Origin of the sequence: Pelagibius sp. (genome assembly GCF_965227505.1) — a bacterium.
Classification (GTDB): Bacteria; Pseudomonadota; Alphaproteobacteria; order Kiloniellales; family Kiloniellaceae; genus Pelagibius.
In genome coordinates, this window is the sequence record NZ_OZ245757.1 from 297,983 (window position 1) to 318,681 (window position 20,699).

21 protein-coding genes are annotated in these 20,699 nt (G+C 64.1%); 15 read left to right on the top strand and 6 right to left on the bottom strand.

The genetic code is table 11. The features are described from left to right. Positions 1 to 25: 25 nt before the first annotated feature. Complete coding sequence (locus ACO06P_RS01390) at positions 26 to 1,978, bottom strand: ABC transporter substrate-binding protein (RefSeq protein ID WP_420348227.1); 1,953 nt, start codon at positions 1,976 to 1,978, stop codon at positions 26 to 28. Positions 1,979 to 2,170: 192 nt separating this feature from the next. On the opposite strand from ACO06P_RS01390, the gene ACO06P_RS01395 reads away from it, so the two are divergent. From ACO06P_RS01395 to ACO06P_RS01410, 4 genes are all read left to right on the top strand, one after another. Further along, positions 2,171 to 2,671 carry a GNAT family N-acetyltransferase gene (locus tag ACO06P_RS01395; protein ID WP_420348228.1) on the top strand — a complete coding sequence of 167 codons (501 nt, stop codon included), beginning with the start codon at positions 2,171 to 2,173 and terminating at the stop codon, positions 2,669 to 2,671. Positions 2,672 to 2,925: 254 nt separating this feature from the next. Further along, entirely contained in the window at positions 2,926 to 3,294 is a 369-nt protein-coding gene (locus ACO06P_RS01400; protein WP_420348229.1) for a DUF1127 domain-containing protein, read from the top strand. Between the two features lie 608 nt (positions 3,295 to 3,902). Then, positions 3,903 to 4,547: a hypothetical protein gene (locus tag ACO06P_RS01405; RefSeq protein ID WP_420348230.1), complete on the top strand. Its 645-nt coding sequence runs from the start codon at positions 3,903 to 3,905 to the stop codon at positions 4,545 to 4,547. A 167-nt stretch (positions 4,548 to 4,714) separates the two neighbouring features. Then, positions 4,715 to 5,362: a CARDB domain-containing protein gene (locus ACO06P_RS01410; RefSeq protein WP_420348231.1), complete on the top strand. Its 648-nt coding sequence runs from the start codon at positions 4,715 to 4,717 to the stop codon at positions 5,360 to 5,362. Positions 5,363 to 5,467: 105 nt separating this feature from the next. On the opposite strand, the gene gph is transcribed toward ACO06P_RS01410, so the two are convergent. Further along, on the bottom strand, positions 5,468 to 6,160 hold the full coding sequence (gene gph, locus ACO06P_RS01415; RefSeq protein ID WP_420348232.1) for a phosphoglycolate phosphatase: 693 nt from the start codon (positions 6,158 to 6,160) through the stop codon (positions 5,468 to 5,470). A gap of 118 nt (positions 6,161 to 6,278) precedes the next feature. On the opposite strand from gph, the gene ACO06P_RS01420 reads away from it, so the two are divergent. From ACO06P_RS01420 to ACO06P_RS01430, 3 genes are all read left to right on the top strand, one after another. Beyond that, entirely contained in the window at positions 6,279 to 6,899 is a 621-nt protein-coding gene (locus tag ACO06P_RS01420) for a hypothetical protein (RefSeq protein WP_420348233.1), read from the top strand. A 212-nt stretch (positions 6,900 to 7,111) separates the two neighbouring features. Beyond that, positions 7,112 to 7,894, top strand: coding sequence for a nucleoside triphosphate pyrophosphohydrolase (mazG, locus tag ACO06P_RS01425; RefSeq protein WP_421938211.1), 783 nt, complete (start codon positions 7,112 to 7,114; stop codon positions 7,892 to 7,894). 293 nt (positions 7,895 to 8,187) lie between these two features. Continuing rightward, the gene (locus tag ACO06P_RS01430; RefSeq protein ID WP_420348235.1) at positions 8,188 to 10,008 is read left to right on the top strand and encodes a beta strand repeat-containing protein; all 1,821 of its coding nucleotides are present in this window, start codon (positions 8,188 to 8,190) and stop codon (positions 10,006 to 10,008) included. A gap of 73 nt (positions 10,009 to 10,081) precedes the next feature. Here ACO06P_RS01430 and ACO06P_RS01435 read toward each other — a convergent pair whose 3' ends face one another. After that, a complete protein-coding gene (locus ACO06P_RS01435) occupies positions 10,082 to 10,573 on the bottom strand; it encodes a DUF2938 family protein (protein ID WP_420348236.1) in 492 nt (163 codons plus the stop codon). Positions 10,574 to 10,623: 50 nt separating this feature from the next. Continuing rightward, complete coding sequence (locus ACO06P_RS01440) at positions 10,624 to 11,493, bottom strand: NAD(P)-dependent oxidoreductase (protein WP_421938166.1); 870 nt, start codon at positions 11,491 to 11,493, stop codon at positions 10,624 to 10,626. A 254-nt stretch (positions 11,494 to 11,747) separates the two neighbouring features. On the opposite strand from ACO06P_RS01440, the gene ACO06P_RS01445 reads away from it, so the two are divergent. Further along, positions 11,748 to 12,134, top strand: a complete 387-nt coding sequence (locus ACO06P_RS01445; RefSeq protein WP_420348238.1) for an SET domain-containing protein-lysine N-methyltransferase — start codon at positions 11,748 to 11,750, stop codon at positions 12,132 to 12,134. Between the two features lie 191 nt (positions 12,135 to 12,325). Further along, positions 12,326 to 12,877 carry a hypothetical protein gene (locus ACO06P_RS01450; protein WP_420348239.1) on the top strand — a complete coding sequence of 184 codons (552 nt, stop codon included), beginning with the start codon at positions 12,326 to 12,328 and terminating at the stop codon, positions 12,875 to 12,877. 49 nt (positions 12,878 to 12,926) lie between these two features. On the opposite strand, the gene ACO06P_RS01455 is transcribed toward ACO06P_RS01450, so the two are convergent. After that, a complete protein-coding gene (locus ACO06P_RS01455; protein WP_420348240.1) occupies positions 12,927 to 14,420 on the bottom strand; it encodes a PLP-dependent aminotransferase family protein in 1,494 nt (497 codons plus the stop codon). Positions 14,421 to 14,533: 113 nt separating this feature from the next. Further along, complete coding sequence (locus tag ACO06P_RS01460; RefSeq protein WP_420348241.1) at positions 14,534 to 14,800, bottom strand: hypothetical protein; 267 nt, start codon at positions 14,798 to 14,800, stop codon at positions 14,534 to 14,536. 296 nt (positions 14,801 to 15,096) lie between these two features. Between ACO06P_RS01460 and ACO06P_RS01465 the strand changes: the two genes are divergently transcribed. The 6 genes from ACO06P_RS01465 to ACO06P_RS01490 all read left to right on the top strand — a co-directional run bounded on the left by ACO06P_RS01465 (position 15,097) and on the right by ACO06P_RS01490 (position 20,582). After that, positions 15,097 to 16,269, top strand: a complete 1,173-nt coding sequence (locus tag ACO06P_RS01465; protein ID WP_420348242.1) for an extracellular solute-binding protein — start codon at positions 15,097 to 15,099, stop codon at positions 16,267 to 16,269. 164 nt (positions 16,270 to 16,433) lie between these two features. After that, positions 16,434 to 17,525, top strand: a complete 1,092-nt coding sequence (locus ACO06P_RS01470) for an ABC transporter ATP-binding protein (RefSeq protein WP_420348243.1) — start codon at positions 16,434 to 16,436, stop codon at positions 17,523 to 17,525. 87 nt (positions 17,526 to 17,612) lie between these two features. Next, entirely contained in the window at positions 17,613 to 18,524 is a 912-nt protein-coding gene (locus ACO06P_RS01475) for an ABC transporter permease (protein WP_420348244.1), read from the top strand. Next, positions 18,521 to 19,417: an ABC transporter permease gene (locus tag ACO06P_RS01480; protein ID WP_420348245.1), complete on the top strand. Its 897-nt coding sequence runs from the start codon at positions 18,521 to 18,523 to the stop codon at positions 19,415 to 19,417. Before ACO06P_RS01475 ends, ACO06P_RS01480 begins: the two co-directional genes overlap by 4 nt. Positions 19,418 to 19,526: 109 nt before the next feature. Beyond that, positions 19,527 to 19,964 carry an ArsI/CadI family heavy metal resistance metalloenzyme gene (locus ACO06P_RS01485; RefSeq protein ID WP_420348246.1) on the top strand — a complete coding sequence of 146 codons (438 nt, stop codon included), beginning with the start codon at positions 19,527 to 19,529 and terminating at the stop codon, positions 19,962 to 19,964. A gap of 24 nt (positions 19,965 to 19,988) precedes the next feature. Then, positions 19,989 to 20,582 carry a sigma-70 family RNA polymerase sigma factor gene (locus ACO06P_RS01490; RefSeq protein ID WP_420348247.1) on the top strand — a complete coding sequence of 198 codons (594 nt, stop codon included), beginning with the start codon at positions 19,989 to 19,991 and terminating at the stop codon, positions 20,580 to 20,582. The last annotated feature ends 117 nt before the right edge of the window (positions 20,583 to 20,699 follow it).

The window sequence follows — 20,699 nt, forward strand, 5'->3', positions numbered from 1 at the left end:
ACGGCCGATACCGCCGGCAGAGTCGCTAGCGGTCGAACCAGAACCGCTCCGGGCGGTAGATGCCGAACTGGGCGCCGGGGTCCCAGTTGTAGATGCCTTCCTGCGGCACGTTGCGCAGGCTGTCGGCAACCGTGACCGGTTGCGGCACGTGAGCCACCAGGCCGATGGTGTAGACGTCCTCTGCATGGATCTCCAGGATCTCCTGCCAGATCGCCGCCTTTTCATCGCGCGATTTGGCATAGAGCCAGTCCTTGTAGAGCGCCATCAGACGTTCCGGCCGCTCCATATCCACCGCTTCTCCGGCCTTGCCGTTGGTCTCCGCATGCTGGCCCCACTTCGGCCAGTGGAAGCTCTGCTGGTGGATCGGTACGAACTCCTCAGGGCTGGTGTAAGGCGTCGGGATGCCGTTCTCGTAGCCGTACCACATCGCCATGATGGTCTCGCCGGCGAAGATCCGGTTGCGCAGCACCTCGCGCTGCGATGGCTTGGTGAAGAGTTTGATGCCGATCGCCTTCCAGGAATCAGCGATGAGTTCGAGGACATCCACCTCTTCGGTGTTCTCGCCGGCGGTCTCGACGATGATCTCTATCGGCCGTCCGTCCGGCATCAGGCGGATGCCCGCGCTGTCGCGCTCGGTCAGTCCGATCTCGTCGAGCAGGGCATTGGCCTTTTCCGGATCAAAGTCGGCCCAGGCGGCGCGGTACTCTTCCTTGAACAGAGGGCTGTCGGGCAGCACCGAGTTGTTACCCTCCAGCGTCAGGCCGTAGTAGATGACCTGATTGATCTCGCTGCGGTTGATGCCGAGGGAGAGGGCGCGGCGGAAGCGCGCATCGCGGTTCAGCTGGCGCCATTCCGGATCGTTGACGTTGAGGTTCGGATAGAGCGCAAGCTGCGATCCGCGCACGGTCTTCCAAAGGCGTACGTCGAAGCCGCTGCGTTCCTCAGCGGCCTTCAGAAAGGTGTAATCCGAGAAATGCAGGCCGCGGGACTGCAGGTCCGACTCCCCGGCGCTGGTCTTCGCCGGCACCAGCGCGCCGCCGACGACGGAGAGGACGAAGCGGTCCGCATAGGGCAGCTGCTGGCCTGAGGCATCGATCCGGTGATAGTAGGGGTTGCGTTCGGCAACGAAGCGCTGCGACGGCGGCCTCACGGAGTTGAACCAGGGCTGCAGCGTCGGCAGATCCGGGTTCGTGGCTTTGTACATGTTGCCCAGCCGGTTGTGCAGCTGTGCCCAGTTGCGCGCGCCGGCGGCCGCCACCGCGGCGTCGATTTCCGCCTGATCGCCGTACGCCGGATGGTACTTCTTCAGATAGTGGGCCGGCACGAAGAGATCGAGCGGGCGGGCCCCGGCCAGGGCGGGGATGAGAAAGGGGTTGGGCTTGGACCAGCTGTAGCGGATCGTCGTTTCGTCCAGAAACTCGACCTGCGGCAGTTCGCCATCCACCCGCAGAACCTGCGGCGGGCCGGTGGGCTTCAGCGCTTCGTTGTTGGCCACGTCCTCCCAGTAGTATCGAAAGTCCTCAGAGGTAAAGGGCTGACCGTCGGACCAGCGATGTCCTTCTCGCAGCTTGAATGTGAAGATGCGGCTGTCCTCGACCTCAAGGGATTCGAGAATGTCGGGCTCGACCTCCAGCGTCTCGTTGTAGCCGATGAGGCGCGCATAGCCGTAGACGTTGAGCAGCCGCACATCCTTGTCGCGAGTGACCAGCATACGCAGTTCGCCGCCGTGTTTGCCGACGGAGAGATTGGGCCCGCTGACGGAGACCCGCGGCACCTTGGGCAGGCGCTCGTCTATCGCCGGCAACTGGCCTGCATTCACGATCGGCGCCAGCGAGGGCGTTTCCTTCAGCGCGGCGACCTTGGGCGCCTCCGGGGCGCGGTAGATCATGGTCTCTGCGCCCACCGCCACGGCCGCGAACGGGATCAAAAACAGGAAAGAGGCCACCACAGCAGCCCCGAAGCGAACTCCCAGTGACATGAAGCTGGTCCCTGAACGCATTGTTATTGGGGTAGTATCCCCGCTTGGCGCGGATTATAGAGCGACAGGCCTGCAAGCGCCAATTAAGTTGCGGTGTCTAAGGTTTAGGTTGAGTCAACAAGTGTCTCCTCGCCTCTCGCAGCGTCAGGGAGGGGCAGGGGGCGAGAGGGGAAGGGCATACGGGAGACCACCATGAACGAGGCATGGACCAAAGGGCGCTACGAGGTCAGCACCGATCCCGGCCGGCTGGACCTGGCTCTGATTCACGGGTTTCTCGAGACGGCCTACTGGTCCGAGGAGATCCCGCGCGAGACCGTCGAGCGGGCGGCTGCGGGTTCTCTCAATTTCGGCCTCTATGGGCCCGAAGGGCAGCTTGGCTATGCCCGTGTGGTGACCGACAAGGCCACCTTCGCCTGGATCTGTGACGTCTTTGTTCTGGAGGCCGCCCGCGGACAGGGGCTCGGGCGCTGGCTGATGGCCTGTGTGATGGGGCATCCGGCTCTGCAGGGGCTGCGCCGCTGGATGCTGGCGACGGCCGACGCCCACGAACTCTACCGCGGCTTCGGGTTTGAGATTCCGGTGGAGCCGGAACGCCTGATGGCCCTGCAGATCAAGGACATCTACAAGGCCGGCAAGGGTGCGGAGGCTCCCGCCCGGGCTGGCGGCCCAGCAGTGGGCACGACCGGCAAGTAGGCTCGCACGGGCATTGAGAACCTTTCGTTACGGTCTTGTAAATCAACATTAATCTCCCTTAAGCATGCCATGCTGCCAGCGCATTGCTGCGGTGCAACAATTGCGCTGCACAATGGCGCCTTCCTGGCCCATATCTAGCCTGTCGGGAGTGACCGGCCTCACGAACAGACTGATGGATCGCAGCAGGCCCAGGTTCTCCGGAGTGATTGGTTTGCCGCCGGTGCTTCCGGTGGCCTCTGTGAAGGAAGAAGACGATGAATACTGTTCCGATCGATCAGATCAAAGACCCCGTGGTCCGCGCCGAAGTCATGCGCTCCATGGCCGTGGCCGAAGCGCTGCAGGATTTCTTCATTGCCGTTGGCCGACTGGCGAAGGCCGCGACGGCGAAGGTCAGCAAGTACATGGCGTATCGGCGTGTCTATCAGACCCTGAGCGACATGAGTGACCGCGAGCTCGACGATATCGGGCTGTCGCGCGGCGACATCGATATGGTGGCCCGAGGCCATGATCCGCGGCCGCGCCGCGAGGCTTACATGACGGCAGCCTTGGCCCAGCGCGGTGTGACCGTGAAGGCGCTCGACGCCGAGGGCGCCAACGACAACCGCACGGTCGAGGCGGCGTAACGCCAACGACCCGGAAGCGCTTCGGTCATAGCACCGAAGCCTAGACGACAGGGCCGCTTCAGCGGCCCTTAGTCTTTTGGGGGCTGCGCAAGTCCAACCGCGCGCCCGGCAGGTCGCCCAAGCCTGGAATACCGGGCATCCCAGGGCCTAATCAATATTTTCCATAATATACATTATGCGCGTATCGCGAAGTGGATCATACGCCGCGCCGAACGCTTGCGGGTGGTGCGTTCAGCCCTGGCCTGCACCACCCCCGCCACGCCGCGCGAAGCGGTGGCCCTTTTTCAGACGGCCACTTTTCTTCAGTCCCCAGGCATCCTGGGTCCGCCTGTCGCGCGCGGTGCTCACCGCGCAGTGGGGTTTGCCGGGATTTCGTCATGGGAGAGCGACATCGGCTTTGAGCGCGGAACAGGCATCCGACTGTATTTCCAGGTGTCCGGCCTCTCATGCCGAAAGGGATTTCGGGCCTTGGATACAAAGCGGCGCCGCGACCCGCATACCATGAACTGCAATGATGCTTCTCTTCTCCGCGTTGCAAAACACTCTCTCCGCGCGCTAGTCTGCGAGGCATGTGAAAAGCTGTGGGTTGTGCGAACGGGGGGCTCCAAATGCGAACACTCATTCACTGCGCGGCGCTGTGTTTCGCCATGGGATTCGCAGTCGAGGCCGATGCGGCAACAATGCCCTCGTCCGGCCCGAACCCGGCTTGGACGGAGTCCCAGAAGTTCGAGTGGTACCTGGGATACATGTCAGACGCCGCTTCGATCTGCCGGGATTACGCAGCGGCCACCCAGTTGGCGGAGGTTGCCAACCTTTCTCCTTATGGCCGGATTGGCCTCAGTGCGGTCGGCGTGGATGGGTTTAACGGTGCCGCCTGCGGGCGCATTCGTGGCCGTGTGAAAGAGCTACTGCAAAAGAGAGAAACCTACATCCGCTATCTCACGGAAAAGTATGACTGCTCTCCGGACGGGGAATGCCTGGAACCCGGAGTAGATCCCCTCGCCTCCAATCACAGTTGCTCGTCGCAGGTCGACAAGGCGCTTGAGCGGCTGAACGTTTCGCGCAGCGACGTCGCGCGCATCACCGTTAAGTCGGAGACCGGGCATCTCTATGGCAACACGCCGGCGCACCAGGCACAGGTGAAGCTCAAAAACTGCGAAGGCACGCTGTTTCTCGACATGTCCGAACAGTGCCGCGTGAAGCAGAGCTATACCCGCGGTGACTGTGAGATCGCCGGGGTGAGCGCCTACTGAGGCGGTATCTCGGTTACATGCAGAAGGCGGCGGCGACCTGCCGTCTTGCTCCTCTCAACTGTCGGCCCTCAAACGCCCCGGCCGTTGAACCATCGCGGCTCCGGCCGCGACTACCTTGCTGAACTCCAGCGCCAGAGGCGCGAGACCAAGTCAGTGAGGTCTTGATTATGCGTATGAATCCGAGGATTGCCGGTGCCGCTGTGGCAGTGGTTACCGCTCTTTGCCTTGCCCTGCCGGGCGGCGCCAATGCTGAATTCCCGCAACCCGGCGCCCCGACCGGCATGGCCAGTGGTCTGCCGGACATCATCCCGACCACTTTGGGTTTCTGGGTGAATGGCGGCGGCCCGACCGGCTGGGGCGGCAGCACGACGATAGACAATCCGGCCGTGGTCGACGCGGTCCAGATGGGCCCGCAGAACAACATGTGCCGTTTCAGTTTCGCGGCCTATCGCACGCATAACAAGGGCGACGCTGCTGCCGGCGCTTTCGTCAACAAGGTCTATCGAGATGGCGTTCTGATCCACGTCCAAAACGTGCCTGGCGGGCTGCCGGCCAAGTCCGGGATCGACTGGAACAAGTTCAGGATCGATCTGAAGGAAGGCATGAACACAATCAAGGTCGATTTCGATGCCAACAAACAGGTGGCGGAGTCCGACGAACAGAACGCCTACTCGATCCGGGTTAACGTCAAGATCGATTGCGACGGCGACGGCAGTATCAACGGCGTTGGCGGGTTCCAGGCGAAGCCGGAAAGGCCCGGCCCTGGCGGGGATCCGGTCAGGTCTCGCAAGCTGCGCGTAATGCCCCGCAGCTAGACCCCGCGGTCCCTCCTCTGGCTTCGCCCGGTGCCGGCGTCCTGTCCCCAGGACGCCGGCAACTCTTTGTGCCAGGGGCTGTCCCTGCGCACGGAAGATCTGCTCTCAGATGCCAGGCGATGCAGGAAAGCGCTCCAGAAGCGCCTGCAGTTCGGCGAAGTGGGCGAAGCGCGCGTGGTGCGGAATCTGTTCGGGCGGGCTTTTGCGATAACCCTCCGTGAACAGCGCGAAGGCGATGCCGGCGGCCTGCGCTGTCGCAGAATCGACCTCGCTGTCGCCGACGTAAACGATGGCCTCCGGACTCGCCCCTAGGGCCCTTGCAACATGGAGCAGCGGTTCGGCGTCGGGCTTGCGCACCGGCAGGCTGTCGCCGCCGACGACAGCCTCGATCGGGTCCGCGAGGCCAAGCTGCGCCAGCACCGCACGGGCCGGTGCCAACGGCTTGTTTGTGCAGAGGCCCAGACGGTAGCCGGCCCCGGCCAGCGACTGCAGGGTCTGCGGCACGGAGTCGAAGGGGCGCGAGAGGGCGGCGGGCGAGGCCTGATAGATCTGGTGAAACCGCAGGGTGGCAGCCTGACGCGCCGTGGCGTCCTGCGTTTCCCCGGCCCAGTCGAGCAGCCGTTCCACCAGGGCAGCGACACCGTTGCCGACAAAGCCCTTCACCGTCGACAGGTCCGGACTGGCATGGCCGCGTTCGGTCAACAGCTTTGCGGCGGCCGTATGGATATCCGGCGCGGAGTCCACCAGCGTGCCGTCAAGATCGAAGATGACCGCCTCGACGGCCCTGAATTCACGCACCCCTACCCCTCCTGCGCAGTGTCGGCCGGTTGCGCCTGATTGAACCCGCGGCGCGGAGGCTCCGACCGATGGTTAACGCCAACACCTTCGGCCGGGCGTGAAACGAAAGGAACGAGCCATGTCCAACAAAGCGATTACCTCCTTAAGCCTGGCGGCCCTCGCCGCCATGACGCTCGCCGCTGTGCAGCCTTCCGAGAGCCTGGCCGAAAGCTCCGCCAATCAGGCGCGCCCTGCGGCTCAGATGAAGATCGTCAAGCCGTCCAAGCCACCGCGGACCGCCACCCTCAAGACGCCGTCACGGCCTGAGAGGCCGCGCCCGGGCAGGCAAAGCGGCCCGGACACCCCGAGTCAGATGGCGAACCTAGTGGTGATTCCCTTCTACAACAATCCACATGGTCTGCCGGAGGGCTTCCCGGAGCATAGCTACTGCGTGAAGAAGCCCACCGGCGGCACGCCGGTTCAGATCAAGTTCTGGATCCGCAACGCCGGCGGCAGCGACAGCGGCAGCTTCCAGTGGACGCCGAGTTTCCCGACCGCCGGCGCCGCGCCGGCCCAGGTGGTCCCCAACGTGCCGGCCAACGGTCAGCTGCTGATCACACAAGGTCTGCCGAACGGCTGCTACACGCCCGGCTTTTCCGGCGTTTGCCAGTTCTCCATTTCCCTCGACGACCACGACGAGGTGGAGGAGTGGAGCGAGGCCAACACCTTCGAGAGCCATTGCGTGAGCCCCGCGGGCTGAGCGTTCTGGTGTCTGGGCGTTCGGGTATCTGGGTGTTCGGGTATCTGGGTGTTTGGGGGGCCGGTCGCTGCGGGCTGGCTGTAATCCGGCGTATTGGTTAGATTGCGGCCATGTCAGATGACCGGCCCCCAGAACCTACTCCAGAACCCGCCCCCGCACCTGCTGCAACCCCCGCTGCCACGCCTGCTCCGATCAACCGCCTGTTGGACGTGATGGCCCGGCTGCGCGACCCGGAAACGGGATGCCCCTGGGATGTGAAGCAAAGCTTCGCCACCATCGCGCCCTACACCATTGAAGAAGCCTATGAAGTGGCCGACGCCATCGAACAGGACGATATGGCGGCGCTTAAGGATGAACTGGGCGATCTGCTGTTGCAGGTCGTCTTTCATGCACGCATGGCCGAGGAGGCCGACCATTTCGCCTTCGACGACGTCGCCGCAGCCATTGCGGACAAGATGATCAGCCGCCATCCCCATGTTTTCGGAGATCACGAGGCGCAGACGGCCGACGACGTCAAGGTCACCTGGGAAGAACAGAAGGAACGGGAACGCGCCGCCAAGGCCGCCGACAACGGCGGGGGCTCCGTCTCGGCGCTGGACGGGGTTACGGCCGCCCTCCCCGCCCTGCTGCGCGCCGAGAAGCTGCAGAAGCGCGCCGCAAGGGTTCGCTTCGATTGGCCCGACACCCAGCCGGTCTTCGAAAAGATCGATGAGGAGATCGGGGAAATCCGGGAAGCCATGGCCGAGGGCGGCGACTCAGACCGCCTGGAAGATGAGGTCGGCGATCTCCTCTTCGTGGTGGTGAACCTGGCCCGGCACCTGCAGGTCGATGCCGAGACCGCCCTGCGCCGCAGCAACACCAAGTTCGAGCGCCGCTTCCGCGCGATGGAAACACTGCTTCGGGAGACCGGCCGCCGCCCCGAAGACGAGAGCCTCGAAGCCCTGGAAACGCTCTGGCAGCGGGTGAAGCGCGAGGAGCGCAGCCGCCGGAAGTGATTGCCCTTCCGCTTCGCCTCACTGTGCAAGGCAGCAACTTTTGATTTAGTCTTTCGCTTAGAGGCCACCTAAGCAAGCCGCTCACTGCATTGATCATTCTTCGCAGGGCGATTTCTGTAGCTCCAGGCCCCGCAGAATTTCTCTCCAAATCAAGCTCATACGACACAAGCCGCTGGCGCTGGTAACTCTGCGTTGTTTCATGGACTCGTAAACTTCTTTTGGTTGATTCGCCTTAAAGTAGCGTGCAAGAGTCAGCTGGTGTTCAACCGATAAAATCGAGGGAGTTTATCGCCATGGCATCGCCGACCTCTTCCACAGCCTCTCCCGTCTCCTCGACAGCAGCGCCCGGCCCCAAAGAACAAGGCCCCGCTTACGCGGAAACCCTGGAGGGCGTTCCCACGCCGGCTCAGGCTGCGCTCGCCGCCTTGGTCTCGGGCGATGCCGGCGACAACACCATCAACGGCGGCGCTGCCGATGATCTGATCGAGGGGCTCGCCGGCAACGACCGGCTCTCCGGCGCCGGCGGCAACGATCAGATCGGCGGCGAACGGCTGCTCGTCGGCGCCGACGGGAACTTCATTGCCTCCTTCCCCAACGAGACGACTGCGCCTGGCCTTCTGGAAGGCAGCGACTCGATCCTGGGCGGTGACGGCAATGACAGCCTGGCCGGCGATGTTCTCGTTGCCGTGCAGAACGGGACGGCAAGAGCCACCAGCTTGAATGTCTCGTCAGGCGGCACAGCGGGCGCCGACACGCTGACCGGCGGGTCCGGCGACGATCTGATTGCCGGAGACTCCTTTGCGATCGGAGACCTTGGGGCGGAGGCCACAGTCCTGAACGACGCCGAAGGGGCAGCGGCGTTCGCGGGCAACGACAGCATCCGCGGCCTGGACAACAACGACACGCTGTCCGGTGATGCTTTCGCGCTGAGCGATGGCCTCGCGGAAGTGTCGGTTTTCAACGGTGCCCGGTCGGGCGGCGCCGCAGGCAACGACAGTCTGGAAGGCAATGGCGCCAAGGACACGATGGCCGGTGACGCCTTGGCCATCAGCACGTCGGGCCAGGCCGTTATCACGCTGACGAACCGGGTCGACGGCGGCACCTCGGGCAACGACCTCGTTGCCGGAATGGGCGGCAAGAATCTGATGGCGGGTGACGCCCTTGGTATCGGCGATGCGACCTCGACCGTCGAAGTTACCAATATCGCTGACCTCGCGGACGGTGGTTCCGGCAACGACAGTCTCATCTCCGGCGACAACAATGACACCATTGCCGGCGATGCCCTCATCAAGGGCGGCGGCAGTGCCACGGTCACCAACACCGTTGCGCTCGGCATCATGGCCTCGGTCGGAAACGACACGATTGAAAGCGGCAACGGCGCCGATCTGGTGTCCGGTGACGCCCTGGCCCAGGACGGCGGGACCGCAACCGCCGACAATGATATCAACCGCGAGGCTGGAAACGACTTGATTCTGGCGGGCAGCGGCGACGACAGGGTGGCCGGCGACGCCCTCTCCCAGGGTGGGCATGCCGCGGCTCTTTCCGGCGGCGACGACAGCCTCTACGGCGGCGATGGGGCCGACATCATTGCCGGCGATGCGCTGGCTCTCGGCATGGCGACGGCCTCGGTTTCCGGCGGTGGCGACGACTTTATCGATGCCGGGGAGGGTAACGACACGGTCTATGGCGATTCCAACGGCAGCGTGACCGGCGGCGGCAACGACACCATTCTCGGCGGTGGCGGGGCCGACGTGATCTACGGGAACTCAGGCGACGACTCCCTCGTCGGCGGCGCCGGAAACGACACCCTGAACGGCGGCGATGGCAGCGACGTCTTCGTCTATACCGACATCGTGGATGCCGGGGACCTGATCGAAGGCTTCGATGCAACGGGGGCGGACAGCATCGATCTGGACGGACTGCTCGACAGCCTGGGCGTTGCCGATGCCGACCGCGCCGCCCGCGTCGACGTCCAGCAGGCCGGCACGGGTCAGGATGCCGTCATCGCAGTAGACACAACCGGCGACGCGGTCTTCGACACCGTTGTCGCCACCGTCACCAATGTGACCGGCGATTTGGATCAGAACGATCTGAACCTCGGGAACCTGGTCTAGTCGACGGAAAGAGGGGCCGCAGCGCCTGCCCGGCGCTCCGCCCCTTCCGTCCCCCGCGTTTCCTCTGCGCCTTTTACAGTGAGGCCGCCACCCAGACGCCACCGAACAACGCAGCGCCGTAGACCACGTGGTTGACCAGGGCCACCAGCGGCGGCATCCATGGCTTGGGCGCCAGCCGCCCCATGACGCCGATACCCAGGCCCGGCTGCATGATGAACCAGGGAATGACGACCGAAGCGGCGCCGAAGACAAGGCCGTTCATCAAGGTCACCGGCCGATCCAGCACGAAGACCATCAGCCCGAGGTAGGCAAAGCCGTAAACGACGCCGACCAGGTAGTGCATGACCCAGCCGATGGCCGCCTCCCCCGGAACGGCGGCGGTCTGGCCGATCGGACGGTGCACCAACCGTCCCCGCGGGATGTAGGCGAACCAGCGCCCGATGAGACCCCAGTCCGCTGCTGGAATGCCTGCAACAGCCTGCAGGAGGCGCTGCCAGAGGTCGAGCACGACGGTTGCGAAGATCCCGGCAAGGACGGCCTGCAAGAGGAAGTTTTCAAGTGGCATGAAGGGAGCCCCTTTCGTCGCGGCGACCAGGGCTGGCGAAGCCGCCGGCGTCAGTCGTTGGCCACGAGGTGCATCAGGCTGGAAGTGTCCCAGCGATTGCCGCCGCAGGCCTGGACCTGGGCATAGAACTGATCGACCAGCGCCGTGACCGGCAGGCGCGCTCCGTTGTTCTGGGCCTCGGTCAGGCAGATGCCGAGGTCCTTGCGCATCCAGTCGACGGCAAAGCCGAAGTCGAACTTGCCCTCACACATGGTGACAGCGCGGTTGTCCATCTGCCAGGACTGGGCCGCACCTTTGGAGATGACGTCGATCACCTTTTCCATGTCGAGGCCCGCCTTTTGGCCGAAGTTCATGCCTTCCGAGAGCCCTTGAAGCAGCCCGGCGATGCAGATCTGGTTGACCATCTTGGTGAGCTGGCCCGCTCCCACCGGGCCCATCAGGGTGACGGCGCGAGCGAAGGCGTCGATCACGGGGCGGGCCCGGTCGAAGGCGGCCCGCTCGCCGCCGCACATCACGGTCAGCTGGCCGTTTTCCGCGCCCGCCTGCCCGCCGGAGACTGGTGCATCGATGAAAGCGATGCCGCTTTCCGCCCCCGTGGCCGCCAGTTCCCGTGCCACCTCGGCGGATGCGGTCGTGTTGTCGACCAGGATGCTGCCTTCGCCCATCTCGGCAAAGGCGCCCTCCCCGCCCAGGATGACGCTGCGCAGGTCGTCATCGTTGCCGACGCAGGAAAACACGATCTCCGCCCCGGCTGCTGCCTCGCGCGGGCTGGCCGCGGCGCTGCCTTTGTGCTGGCCGGTCCAGGCTTCCGCCTTCGCGGGCGTGCGGTTGTAGACCGTTACGTCGTGGCCTGCCGCGGCCAGATGTCCGGCCATGGGGAACCCCATGACCCCAAGCCCGATGAAGGCAACCTTGGTCATCGTCGAAGTCTCGCTTTTGCTTTGCTGTGGTTTCTCTGCGTGGGACGTGAGGCGACTGGCCGCGAGCCTAATGAGAGCCTCTCCGGCCCGCAAGACACCACGACGCAGACCAGCCTTGTAAGGCTAGCAGGACGGGTGAACTTCGCAGGAAGGGCCGGAGGGCCCCGGTTGTCGTGAATTCTTCATCTGTGCCAGGATGATCTGTACCAGGATGCGGCGCAGGCGGAGCCGAACCGACAGGAGCGGTGGGGGCCATGCTCAGAGTTGCAGCGTTTTCCGGCAAGGGCCGGGGTGTGGAAGCAATCCGGCCGATCGTCGGAGGTACGCTGATGGAGCGGGCGCCAGGCCTCCGGCTGCCGGGCGACCAGCGGCATCTGATCGATCGGACCGCCCTGTTCCCGTACTATTTCGCCGACCCTTCCACCTTTGCTGTGCAGGAAACATACGATTGTCTGCTGGCTTTCGGATGTCTGACCTGTTGCAACCACGCCGACGACCCCAATGCGGCCGTGTCCTGGAAAGAAGACGGCATCGGCCTCTGGGCCGAACTCCATGCCTTGAGGGACATTGCCGCGGCGGAAGAGGTCACACTCCGCTACACCAACATAGCCGAGTATCGCGCCGCGGACCTGATTATCTAACGGCGCGATTACCCGGCCCCCGCATCACCTGTAAGTATATGTCCTGCGGGGACTTTTCTGTTCTGGAAAGGAAAATTAAACCTAGTCCGTGATTGAATCCCAGTGTCGGCGGGCACACTGGCCCGTCTCTCCGCCGAGCGGAAACAGGGGCGATTGGGACCTTCTCGATGACTTCATCAGGACCGCAGGCCTTGGCAACGGCTGCCGACAACGCCGCCGGCTCCGCCGATGAAGCCGCGCCCAAAGCCGCCAATGCCGACACCCGCCAGGCCTACACCGGCACGTATCGCCTGCTGGTGAAGGGTAAAAACATTAATGAGGACACCCTGTTGGCGACTGATTATCTCAATCACTTCAACGAGATAATCATGCTTCTCGAGATGGTTCCTTCGATGCCGGAGTGCTTTGAGGACTGCCAGGAATGGCAGCCCAAGGACTACGCCGATCACTTCCGGGACAGCTGTTTCTCCGATGCGGAACTGGCCATCCTGGCCTACGAGAACGCGCCCCGGAACTACCGGCAGGCCTTTGACGCCACGGTTGATCAGATGAATCGCCTGATTGCCGATTCCATGCCGAAGATCAAGGCGGCCGTCGACGCCGGCGAAGAAGGCCCCTTGCAATTGACCGTCGAAGGGGTCACGCGCAGGCTGCAAAGCTTCGTCGACGTCGCTTCCTCGATCATCAACGGCAACATGGACACCCTGGACCAGACGCAGATCGACAGTGTCATGAACGGCTGATCCGTTCCTGGTTGGCCCATTCCGGGCTGGCCTCTCCCAGGTTGCCGCCTCAGGCCCGATGCAGCAGATCGCTGCCGGGGCGCCTGTCGATCAATTTCCGCAAGGCCTGCAGGCCCGGCAGAATACTGTCCGGCTTCACGGAAGAGAAACCCAGACGCATGAAGTTGCGCGGCGGCTTCTTCGAAAGGAAATGCAGTGAACCGGGCTCGATCACGATTCCCTCGCCCAGGGCTTCGCGGGCCAGGACGTCCGTATCCAGACTGCGCGGTCCTTCGAGCCAGAAGCTGGTTCCGCCGCAGGACGGGCGCGGCGCAAACTGCGGCAGATACCTGGCCAGCCCCTCCCCCATGATTTCCCAGCGCGTGCGGAAGTCACGCTGGAGGCGATGGACCAAGGCGTCATAATGTCCGCCGGCGATGAACAGCGCCATGGTCCGTTGATTGTTGGTGGCCGGGTGGCGCAGCATCAGCCGGCGCAGCATCCGGGCCTCGTGGATGAACTCCTCGGCGCCGACCATGTAGCCCATGCGCAGGCCCGGGCCCAGGTACTTGGAAAAGCTGCCGATGTAGATGACGCGGCCGGAGCGGTCCATGGCCTTCAGCGCCGTGGTCGGCGCGTGCAGAAAGTTCGCCTCCGCCTCGTAGTCGTCCTCGATCACCAGGAAGTCGGATTTCTGGGCACGCTCCAGAAGCGCCATGCGCCGCTCCAGCGGCAGCGTGACGGTGGTCGGCGACTGGTGGCTCGGCGTCACGTAGGCGCAGGCGCAGCCGTCCAGGCGGTGATCCACCACGATCCCTTCCTGGTCGACCGGAATGGGGCGGACCTGGGTTCCGTTGAGCGCGAAGATGTTGCGGGTATCGACGTAGCCGGGGTTTTCCACCGCCAGCGTGCGCCCCGGCCCCGCCAGGAGCTCGGCAATCAGGAACAGCGCATTCTGCGCGCCCAGGGTGATGAGGATCTCAGAGGGAGCGGCCTTGATGCCGCGGCGCGGCAGCACGCGGGTTCTGATCTCCTCGATCAGGCGGGAGTCGTCCTCATTGAAGTTGTCTTCGGTCCACTTCTGGATTGCTTCGACGCCCAGCGCCTGGCGCGAGCACATGCGCCAGGTCGAAACCGGAAAGAGGTTCGGGTCCGGCTGGCCGTAGATGAAGGGATAGGGATAGCGCCGCCAGTTGCGCGGCTTTTCAACGTGGACAAGCTCGGAAGGGCGCAGGCGCAGGCGGTGCCACCAGTCGACCGACTGGCCCGCCTCCGGTTCCGGGAAGCCGGCCTTGGTCTCGGTCTGCTGGAACACCATGTCCGTGTTGACGAAGTAGCCAACGCGCTCCCGCGAGACCAGCAGGCCCTCGTCGGCCAGCGCCTGATAGGCCAGCACCACGGTGTTGCGCGAGACCCCCAGCGACTGGGCAAGGCGGCGGCAGGACGGCAGGGGATCGCTGCCCGACAGGCGCCCGTCGATGATGGCATCGATCAACTGGCGGCGCAGCTGGGCCTGCAGCCCCAGATCGCTGTCATGACGCACGGGAAAGATGAAGTCGCGCATGGTCCTTTGCCTGCCGAGAGTGTCAAGTACTGGCCGGGTCAGGGGCCAGATTAGGGGCCCTGAGAGGGCGGCTCAAGTCCGCCCCTGCACGGCAACTCGGCCGCTTCCTCTACCTAAGGTTCCAGCTCGCCCCGCGCTATGGCGCGGAAGTGGCGGCTGGCGCTCTGCCCCTCGTCCCGGCACCACGCCCTGAAGCCGCCCAGGCCGCGGTTGCGCCACTCCTCGTCGGCTTCCACCCAGCCCTTGATGCGCTGACGCCGGGCCGCTTCGGCATCCAGGCCCGCGCGTTCGGTAATCGCCGCCAGCTCGCGGCGGAAACCGCGCTCTACCTCTGGGTCCAGAGTCCCGCAATAGCTTGTAACCGCGTAGTCATAAACCACGCGCGTCAGTCCCCGTTCGGCGGCAAGCGCAAGGGAGCCTGCGAGAACAGCTGCGGAAGCAGCCGAAAGCGCCGCAAATCCAGGCAACCTGAGGCTGGAGGCGAACCACATATTGCGGGTCCCCAAGGTCAAAGACAGACTGGCACCATGGGTGCTGAGGAGTTGGCCTTGACACCTTTCAAAGCCCACTGCCAGAGTTGGCCAAGGCTCTATCGCTATAGCGCAAATCAATCAATAAATCGCCTGTCCGGGTCCGGGCGGCTATCCACACGGCATTGTCTGAGGGGAGAACGAGCGTGAGTACGAGACGGAAACTGACATCCAGTATGAAGACCCACCAGGCGGCGCGGAGCTTTACGCGCCGGCGCCTGCTGAAGCAGGCCGCTGCCGGTGGTGCGATCGCCGCCGTGGCTCCGGCGATCGTCAGCCCCGCGGCGCTGGCCTCCTCGGGCGAGCTGGTGGTGATGAACTGGTCGGACTATCTGCCGAAGACCTTCCTCGATGGCTTTGAGAGCAAGACCGGCATCAAGATCAAACACACGCCCTACGGCTCCAACGAGGAGCTGCTGAACAAGATGCGGGCCACCAAGGGCCGCGGCTTCGACCTCGTCGGCCCGACCGTCGACCGCGCCGGCGAATGGAAGCCCCTGGGCCTCCTTCAGCCCTTCGACATGAACCGCATCGACACCTCCAATGTCGTCCCGGGTCTGCTCAAGGGCTCGACGGATGGCTGGACATGGGACGGCGGCAATCATCACCTGCCCTACCACTGGGGCACGGAGGCCCTGGCCTGGCGCACCGACAAGTGGCAGCGGGACTACGCCGACCTGTCCTACGGCGATCTCTGGTCCGACGATCTCAAAGGCAAGGTCATGGGCCGTCCGCACTCCATGATGCTGGGCATCGGCCTCTACCTCGATGCCTCCGGGCAGGTGCCATCCAACCGCATGCTCGATGCCTACAAGGACGAAGAGAGCATGCGCCGCATCTGGGACGAGATCACCAAGTTCGCCGTCGAGCACAAACCCTGGGTGAAGCAGTTCTGGAACGACGCCGACGCCCAGATCAACGGCTTCATGCAGAACGACGTGGTGCTGGGCCAGACCTGGGATGGTCCGCCGCTGCGCCTGAAGTCGGAAGGCAACCCGGTGACCTACATGGCGCCGCAGGAAGGCGCCCTCACCTGGCTCGATGGACTGACGATGCCCATCGGCGCCAAGAACATCGACGAGATCTACGAATACATCAACTACGTCTACGATCCCGAAGTGAATGGCCTCATCGCCAACGAGACCGGCTACAACCCGGTCGCGGTCGGTGCCGAGAACCATCTCTCCGAGGCCAGCAAGAAGAACTTCTCGGAAGCCTATCCCGGCGATGCGCTCGACCGCCTGTGGTGGTGGCCGCCGTCGGAGCCCTGGTACACCGAGATCCGCGCCGAATACCGCGACAAGTTCGTCGCCGCCTAAGGCCGGTTGCGGTAAGTTCTGCATAGCGGGTCCCGGCCTTCCGGCCGGGACCCTCTTGCCGTGAGACCAAGAGCTGTCGTTTCAGCACCCGGCAAAGAGGTGCAGCGGTCTTGCGGCAATCCCGCGGTCTTCGCGGAACAGGGATGTAAGGGGGACAGGCTGGCATGAGCGCCGATGTCGAGCTCGACCACGTAACGATTCGCTTTGGCGAATTCACGGCGGTACACGACGCCGATCTGAAGATCGAAGACGGCGAGTTCTTTAGCTTCCTCGGGCCGTCCGGTTGCGGCAAGACAACCATTCTGCGCGCCATCTCCGGCTTTCTGGAGCCGACCAGCGGCGCCGTTCGTATCGGTGGGCGCGACATGCAGGGGATCGGGCCCAACAAGCGGCCCACGGCGCTGATCTTTCAGAACCTTGCACTGTTTCCGCTGATGTCGGTCGCCGACAACATCGCATTCGGTCTGGAAGTGCGCGGCGTCGACAAGGCGGCGCGGCGCAAGCGGGCCGATGAGCTGCTGGAGTTGACCGCGCTTGACGGTCAAGGCGACAAGAAGGTCAGTGAGCTTTCCGGCGGTCAGAAGCAGCGCGTCGCCATCGCCCGGGCGCTTGCCGTGGAACCCGATGTGCTGCTGCTCGACGAGCCGCTCTCGGCGCTGGACCTCAAACTGCGCCAGCACATGCGTACCGAGCTGCGCGCGATCCAACAGCGGGTCGGCATCACATTCATCTACATCACCCACGATCAGGGTGAGGCCCTTACGATGTCCGACCGCATTGCGGTCATGAGCGACGGGGTGATCCAACAGGTCGGCAGCGGCACGGAGGTCTACGAAGACTCCCAGACGGCCTTCGTCGCCTCCTTCGTCGGGGAGAACAATCCCTTTTCTGGAAAAGTCGTCGGCCTGGAAGGTTCCCATGCCCTGGTCGATACAGCCTTCGGGCGCCTGCGCGGGCGCAATCTGCGGGACATGCAGGTCGGCCAGGAGGCCATGCTTTTCGTGCGCCCGGAATCCATAAGCCTGGCCAATGGGTCGGCAGGCGGGGAGAACGTCATCGAAAGCCAGGTGCTGCACAGCGAGTTCGAGGGGTCGTTCTTCTCGGTCTTCCTGCGCGGCGAAGGCACCAAGGACATCGTCATGTCCATGGCCAACTCCGGCGATCTGCCCGAGTTCACGGACGGCCAGGCCGCCAGGCTCGCGTTTCGGGCGGAACGGGCCCTGGTGCTGCCGGCCGGGGAAGTGGCCCATGAGTAGGTCCATAGCCCCCCGCCCGTCTGGTACCAGCCCGTCTGGTACCAGCCCGGTTGAGCCCTACCCGGTTGACGGTGGGAGGCTCCGCTGATGTCCGCCTTCTTCCAGCGCAACGGCGCGGTCATCTCCGCCTACCTGCTTCTGGCGGTCCTGTTCTGGGTGGTCATGATGATCGTCCTGCCGCAGGCCTACATGCTGAACTTCTCGTTCCGCCATGACCTGTTGCCGAACGAGATCGGCGGCCCCAAGGACGTCTACACCCTCAGCAACTACGAGTATCTGCTGTTCGGTCGGCCGGGCGACGAGGAGCTGTTCAACTACCTCCATCTGGAGGTTTTCCTGCGCACCATCATCGCGTCGATCTTCGTGACGCTGCTGAACTTTGCACTCTGCTACCCCATCGCCTACTACATCGCCCAGGTCGCCAAGGGCGGCTATGCGCGCTCCATGATCCTTCTGCTGATCCTGCCCTTCTGGGTGAACGAGATTCTGCGCGCTTTTGCCTTCCGCATCCTCTTCGGCACCTCCGGCGTCATCAACGCCTTTCTCCAGACCATGGGCATCATCGATCAGCCGATCGATTTCATGCGCGCCGACGTGGCGCTCTACGCAGGCCTGACCTATGCCTACATCCTCCTGATGGTCTTCCCGCTCTACAACGCGATCGAGAGCCTGGACCACAATCAGGTCGAGGCGGCGCGTGACCTGGGCTCCCCGTGGTGGCGCATTCACTGGCGGGTGGTGATGCCCCATGCCAAGGCCGGCATCGCCTCCGGCTGTACGCTGGTCTTCATGCTCGCTGCCGGCGCCCTGGCCGCGCCGCAGATCCTCGGTGGCCCGTCCAGCCTGTGGTTCACCCAGATCATTTACCAGTGGTTCAACACCGGCGGCAACTGGGCCCAGGGCTCGGCTTACGCCATCGTCCTGCTGCTCGCCTGCCTGGTTTTCGTCCTGACGGTGATGCGGCTCTTCAAGGTCAGCCTCGGGGAGATCGCACGATGACGTCGACCGGCATTCAAAGGCTGATGATCGCCTTCTACATCCTGCTGTTCTTTCTTTTTCTCTTCGCGCCCCTCTTCATGATGGGGGCTGCGGCCTTCAACGACGTGAACTTTCCGCAGGTCGTGCCCTGGCAGGGTTTCACGTTCAAGTGGTTCCCGGCTCTCTTCGACGACGAACTGATGATCGAAGGCTTCGTCAATTCGATCTGGATCGGGCTCGGCGTGGTCTGCCTGTCCGTGCCCATCGGGCTCGCCGCGGCCATCGTCATGACCCAGGTGCACCGGCGGCTGCAACCGATCTACTACACCGTGGTGGTCTCGCCGGTGCTCATGCCCGGCGTGATCCTCGGCATTTCGACGTTGGTGTTCTGGGACAAGCTCGGCACCTTCATGGACGCCGAGTACGAGAGCTTCTACTACAGCGGCATGTTCCTCACCATCATCGGCCAGTCGACCTTCATCTCGGCCTATACGATGCTGATCTTCCTGGCGCGCCTGCAGCGCTTCGACCGCACCCAGGAAGAAGCGGCCCTGGACCTGGGCGCGACCCACGTGCAGGTGTTCTGGAAGATTCTCATTCCCTTCCTGCGGCCGGCCATCTTCTCGGCGATGGGCCTCGCCTTCCTGACCTCCTTCGAAAACTACAATACGACTGTATTCACCATCCAGGCGGAGAGCACGCTGACGACCGTGCTGGCAGGCAAGGTGCGGATGGGGACCCAACCCGACCTGGCGGCTCTGGCAGTGCTGATCATCGCCGTGACGCTGGTCGGCGCCATCGCCATCGAGGTGGCGCAGCGGCGGGAGCGGCGAAAGGCAGAAGCCGCCCGGGCCGAGGCCAAGCGGCTGGACAACGCCACTGACATGGCGATGGCGGGCCAGCCCGCCCAGTAGGTTTGGCCCGGCTGCTTCGGATCAAAACCGGGCCCGCTTGCCAAGAAAGTTGCGTCCTTTTGCGGGCCCGTGCGTCTAACCGGAAAAGCAACCCGGAAGGAGCGATCCCATGCGCCTGCAACTGGCCCTTAACGTCCGCGACATCGATGCGGCGGTCGACTACTATTCCAAACTGTTCGGCGTGAAGCCGCACAAGCACTACGACAGCTATGCGAACTTCGCGATCCAGGAACCGCCGCTCAAGCTGGTGCTCTTCAGGAACCCTGAGGCCAAGGAACGGCTGCATCATGTCGGTGTCGAGGTCATGGACGACAGCAGCATCAGAACGACGCTGCGCCGCCTCACCGAGGCCGGCGTGGTCGACGAGGTTCAGCGGGAGGAAACCTGCTGCCATGCCACCCAGGACAAGGTCTGGTCGCGCGAACCTGATGGCCTGCGCTGGGAGTGGTATCGGATCACCGACGACGCGCCGGTCGAGGCGCTGGACAGCCTGGGCAAGACCTGCTGCACGGAGGCTGCGGGCGATGGCACCATCGGTTGCAGGTGAGTTCAACCCGATGGCGGAACCGCAATGACGGAGGCGCGCGCGCTGACGGCGGAGTCCTGGGCGGACTTCGAAGGCCGGCTCAGGAGTTACGTGCGCCGGCGCGTCGCCCCCGCTGCGGTGGACGATGTCGTCGGGGGCATCCTGCTGCGCCTCGTCCAGCATCAGGACGATCTGATGGCGGCCCGCAATCCGGTGGCCTGGGCCTATCGGGTCGCTGCCAATGCCGTCACCGACCACCATCGCCGCAGTGCGAGCGAGCGCCAGGCGCTGACCCAACAGGCGCTGATACAGGTCTGGGAAGAGGGCACGGCCGAGCCCCATGCTGCCAATGACGAGTCTTCGGCAAGTGAGGATCTGGCCCGCTGCCTGATCCCGCTTATCAAAGGTCTGCCGGCACCCTACGCGGAGGCGTTGCTGCTGACGGAGATCGAGGGTCTGACACAGTCAGCGGCGGCGGAGCGGCTCGGCCTGTCTCTCTCCGGCATGAAGTCCCGGGTCCAGCGCGGGCGGCACAAGCTCAAAGCCGCCCTCCTGGGCTGCTGCAGGGTACATACAGACCGGCGCGGCGGCGTGGTCGACTACAGCTTCCGGCCCGGTGGCAAAGCGCTGCGCTGCTAGCGTTTCGACGGCGGGACCTTCCTCTTCAGCGCCAATTGCGGCGGCAAAATTCTCCGCTATGATTGGCGCAGAAGCGACCACCGCGGCAACGCCGGTGGCATCAAGAACAGGGGAAGG

Bases quoted from the DNA above. Each gene is read 5' to 3' on its own strand.
- ACO06P_RS01445 (WP_420348238.1), top strand. From the start codon at position 11,748: ATGCTCAGAGTTGCAGCGTTTTCCGGCAAGGGCCGGGGTGTGGAAGCA.
- ACO06P_RS01395 (WP_420348228.1), top strand. From the start codon at position 2,171: ATGAACGAGGCATGGACCAAAGGGCGCTACGAGGTCAGCACCGATCCC.
- ACO06P_RS01440 (WP_421938166.1), bottom strand. From the start codon at position 11,493: ATGACCAAGGTTGCCTTCATCGGGCTTGGGGTCATGGGGTTCCCCATG.
- ACO06P_RS01455 (WP_420348240.1), bottom strand. From the start codon at position 14,420: ATGCGCGACTTCATCTTTCCCGTGCGTCATGACAGCGATCTGGGGCTG.
- mazG (WP_421938211.1), top strand. From the start codon at position 7,112: ATGGCCCGGCTGCGCGACCCGGAAACGGGATGCCCCTGGGATGTGAAG.
- ACO06P_RS01420 (WP_420348233.1), top strand. From the start codon at position 6,279: ATGTCCAACAAAGCGATTACCTCCTTAAGCCTGGCGGCCCTCGCCGCC.
- ACO06P_RS01400 (WP_420348229.1), top strand. From the start codon at position 2,926: ATGAATACTGTTCCGATCGATCAGATCAAAGACCCCGTGGTCCGCGCC.
- ACO06P_RS01490 (WP_420348247.1), top strand. From the start codon at position 19,989: ATGACGGAGGCGCGCGCGCTGACGGCGGAGTCCTGGGCGGACTTCGAA.
- ACO06P_RS01390 (WP_420348227.1), bottom strand. From the start codon at position 1,978: ATGTCACTGGGAGTTCGCTTCGGGGCTGCTGTGGTGGCCTCTTTCCTG.
- ACO06P_RS01430 (WP_420348235.1), top strand. From the start codon at position 8,188: ATGGCATCGCCGACCTCTTCCACAGCCTCTCCCGTCTCCTCGACAGCA.
- ACO06P_RS01405 (WP_420348230.1), top strand. From the start codon at position 3,903: ATGCGAACACTCATTCACTGCGCGGCGCTGTGTTTCGCCATGGGATTC.
- ACO06P_RS01470 (WP_420348243.1), top strand. From the start codon at position 16,434: ATGAGCGCCGATGTCGAGCTCGACCACGTAACGATTCGCTTTGGCGAA.
- ACO06P_RS01435 (WP_420348236.1), bottom strand. From the start codon at position 10,573: ATGCCACTTGAAAACTTCCTCTTGCAGGCCGTCCTTGCCGGGATCTTC.
- ACO06P_RS01410 (WP_420348231.1), top strand. From the start codon at position 4,715: ATGCGTATGAATCCGAGGATTGCCGGTGCCGCTGTGGCAGTGGTTACC.
- ACO06P_RS01480 (WP_420348245.1), top strand. From the start codon at position 18,521: ATGACGTCGACCGGCATTCAAAGGCTGATGATCGCCTTCTACATCCTG.
- ACO06P_RS01485 (WP_420348246.1), top strand. From the start codon at position 19,527: ATGCGCCTGCAACTGGCCCTTAACGTCCGCGACATCGATGCGGCGGTC.
- ACO06P_RS01475 (WP_420348244.1), top strand. From the start codon at position 17,613: ATGTCCGCCTTCTTCCAGCGCAACGGCGCGGTCATCTCCGCCTACCTG.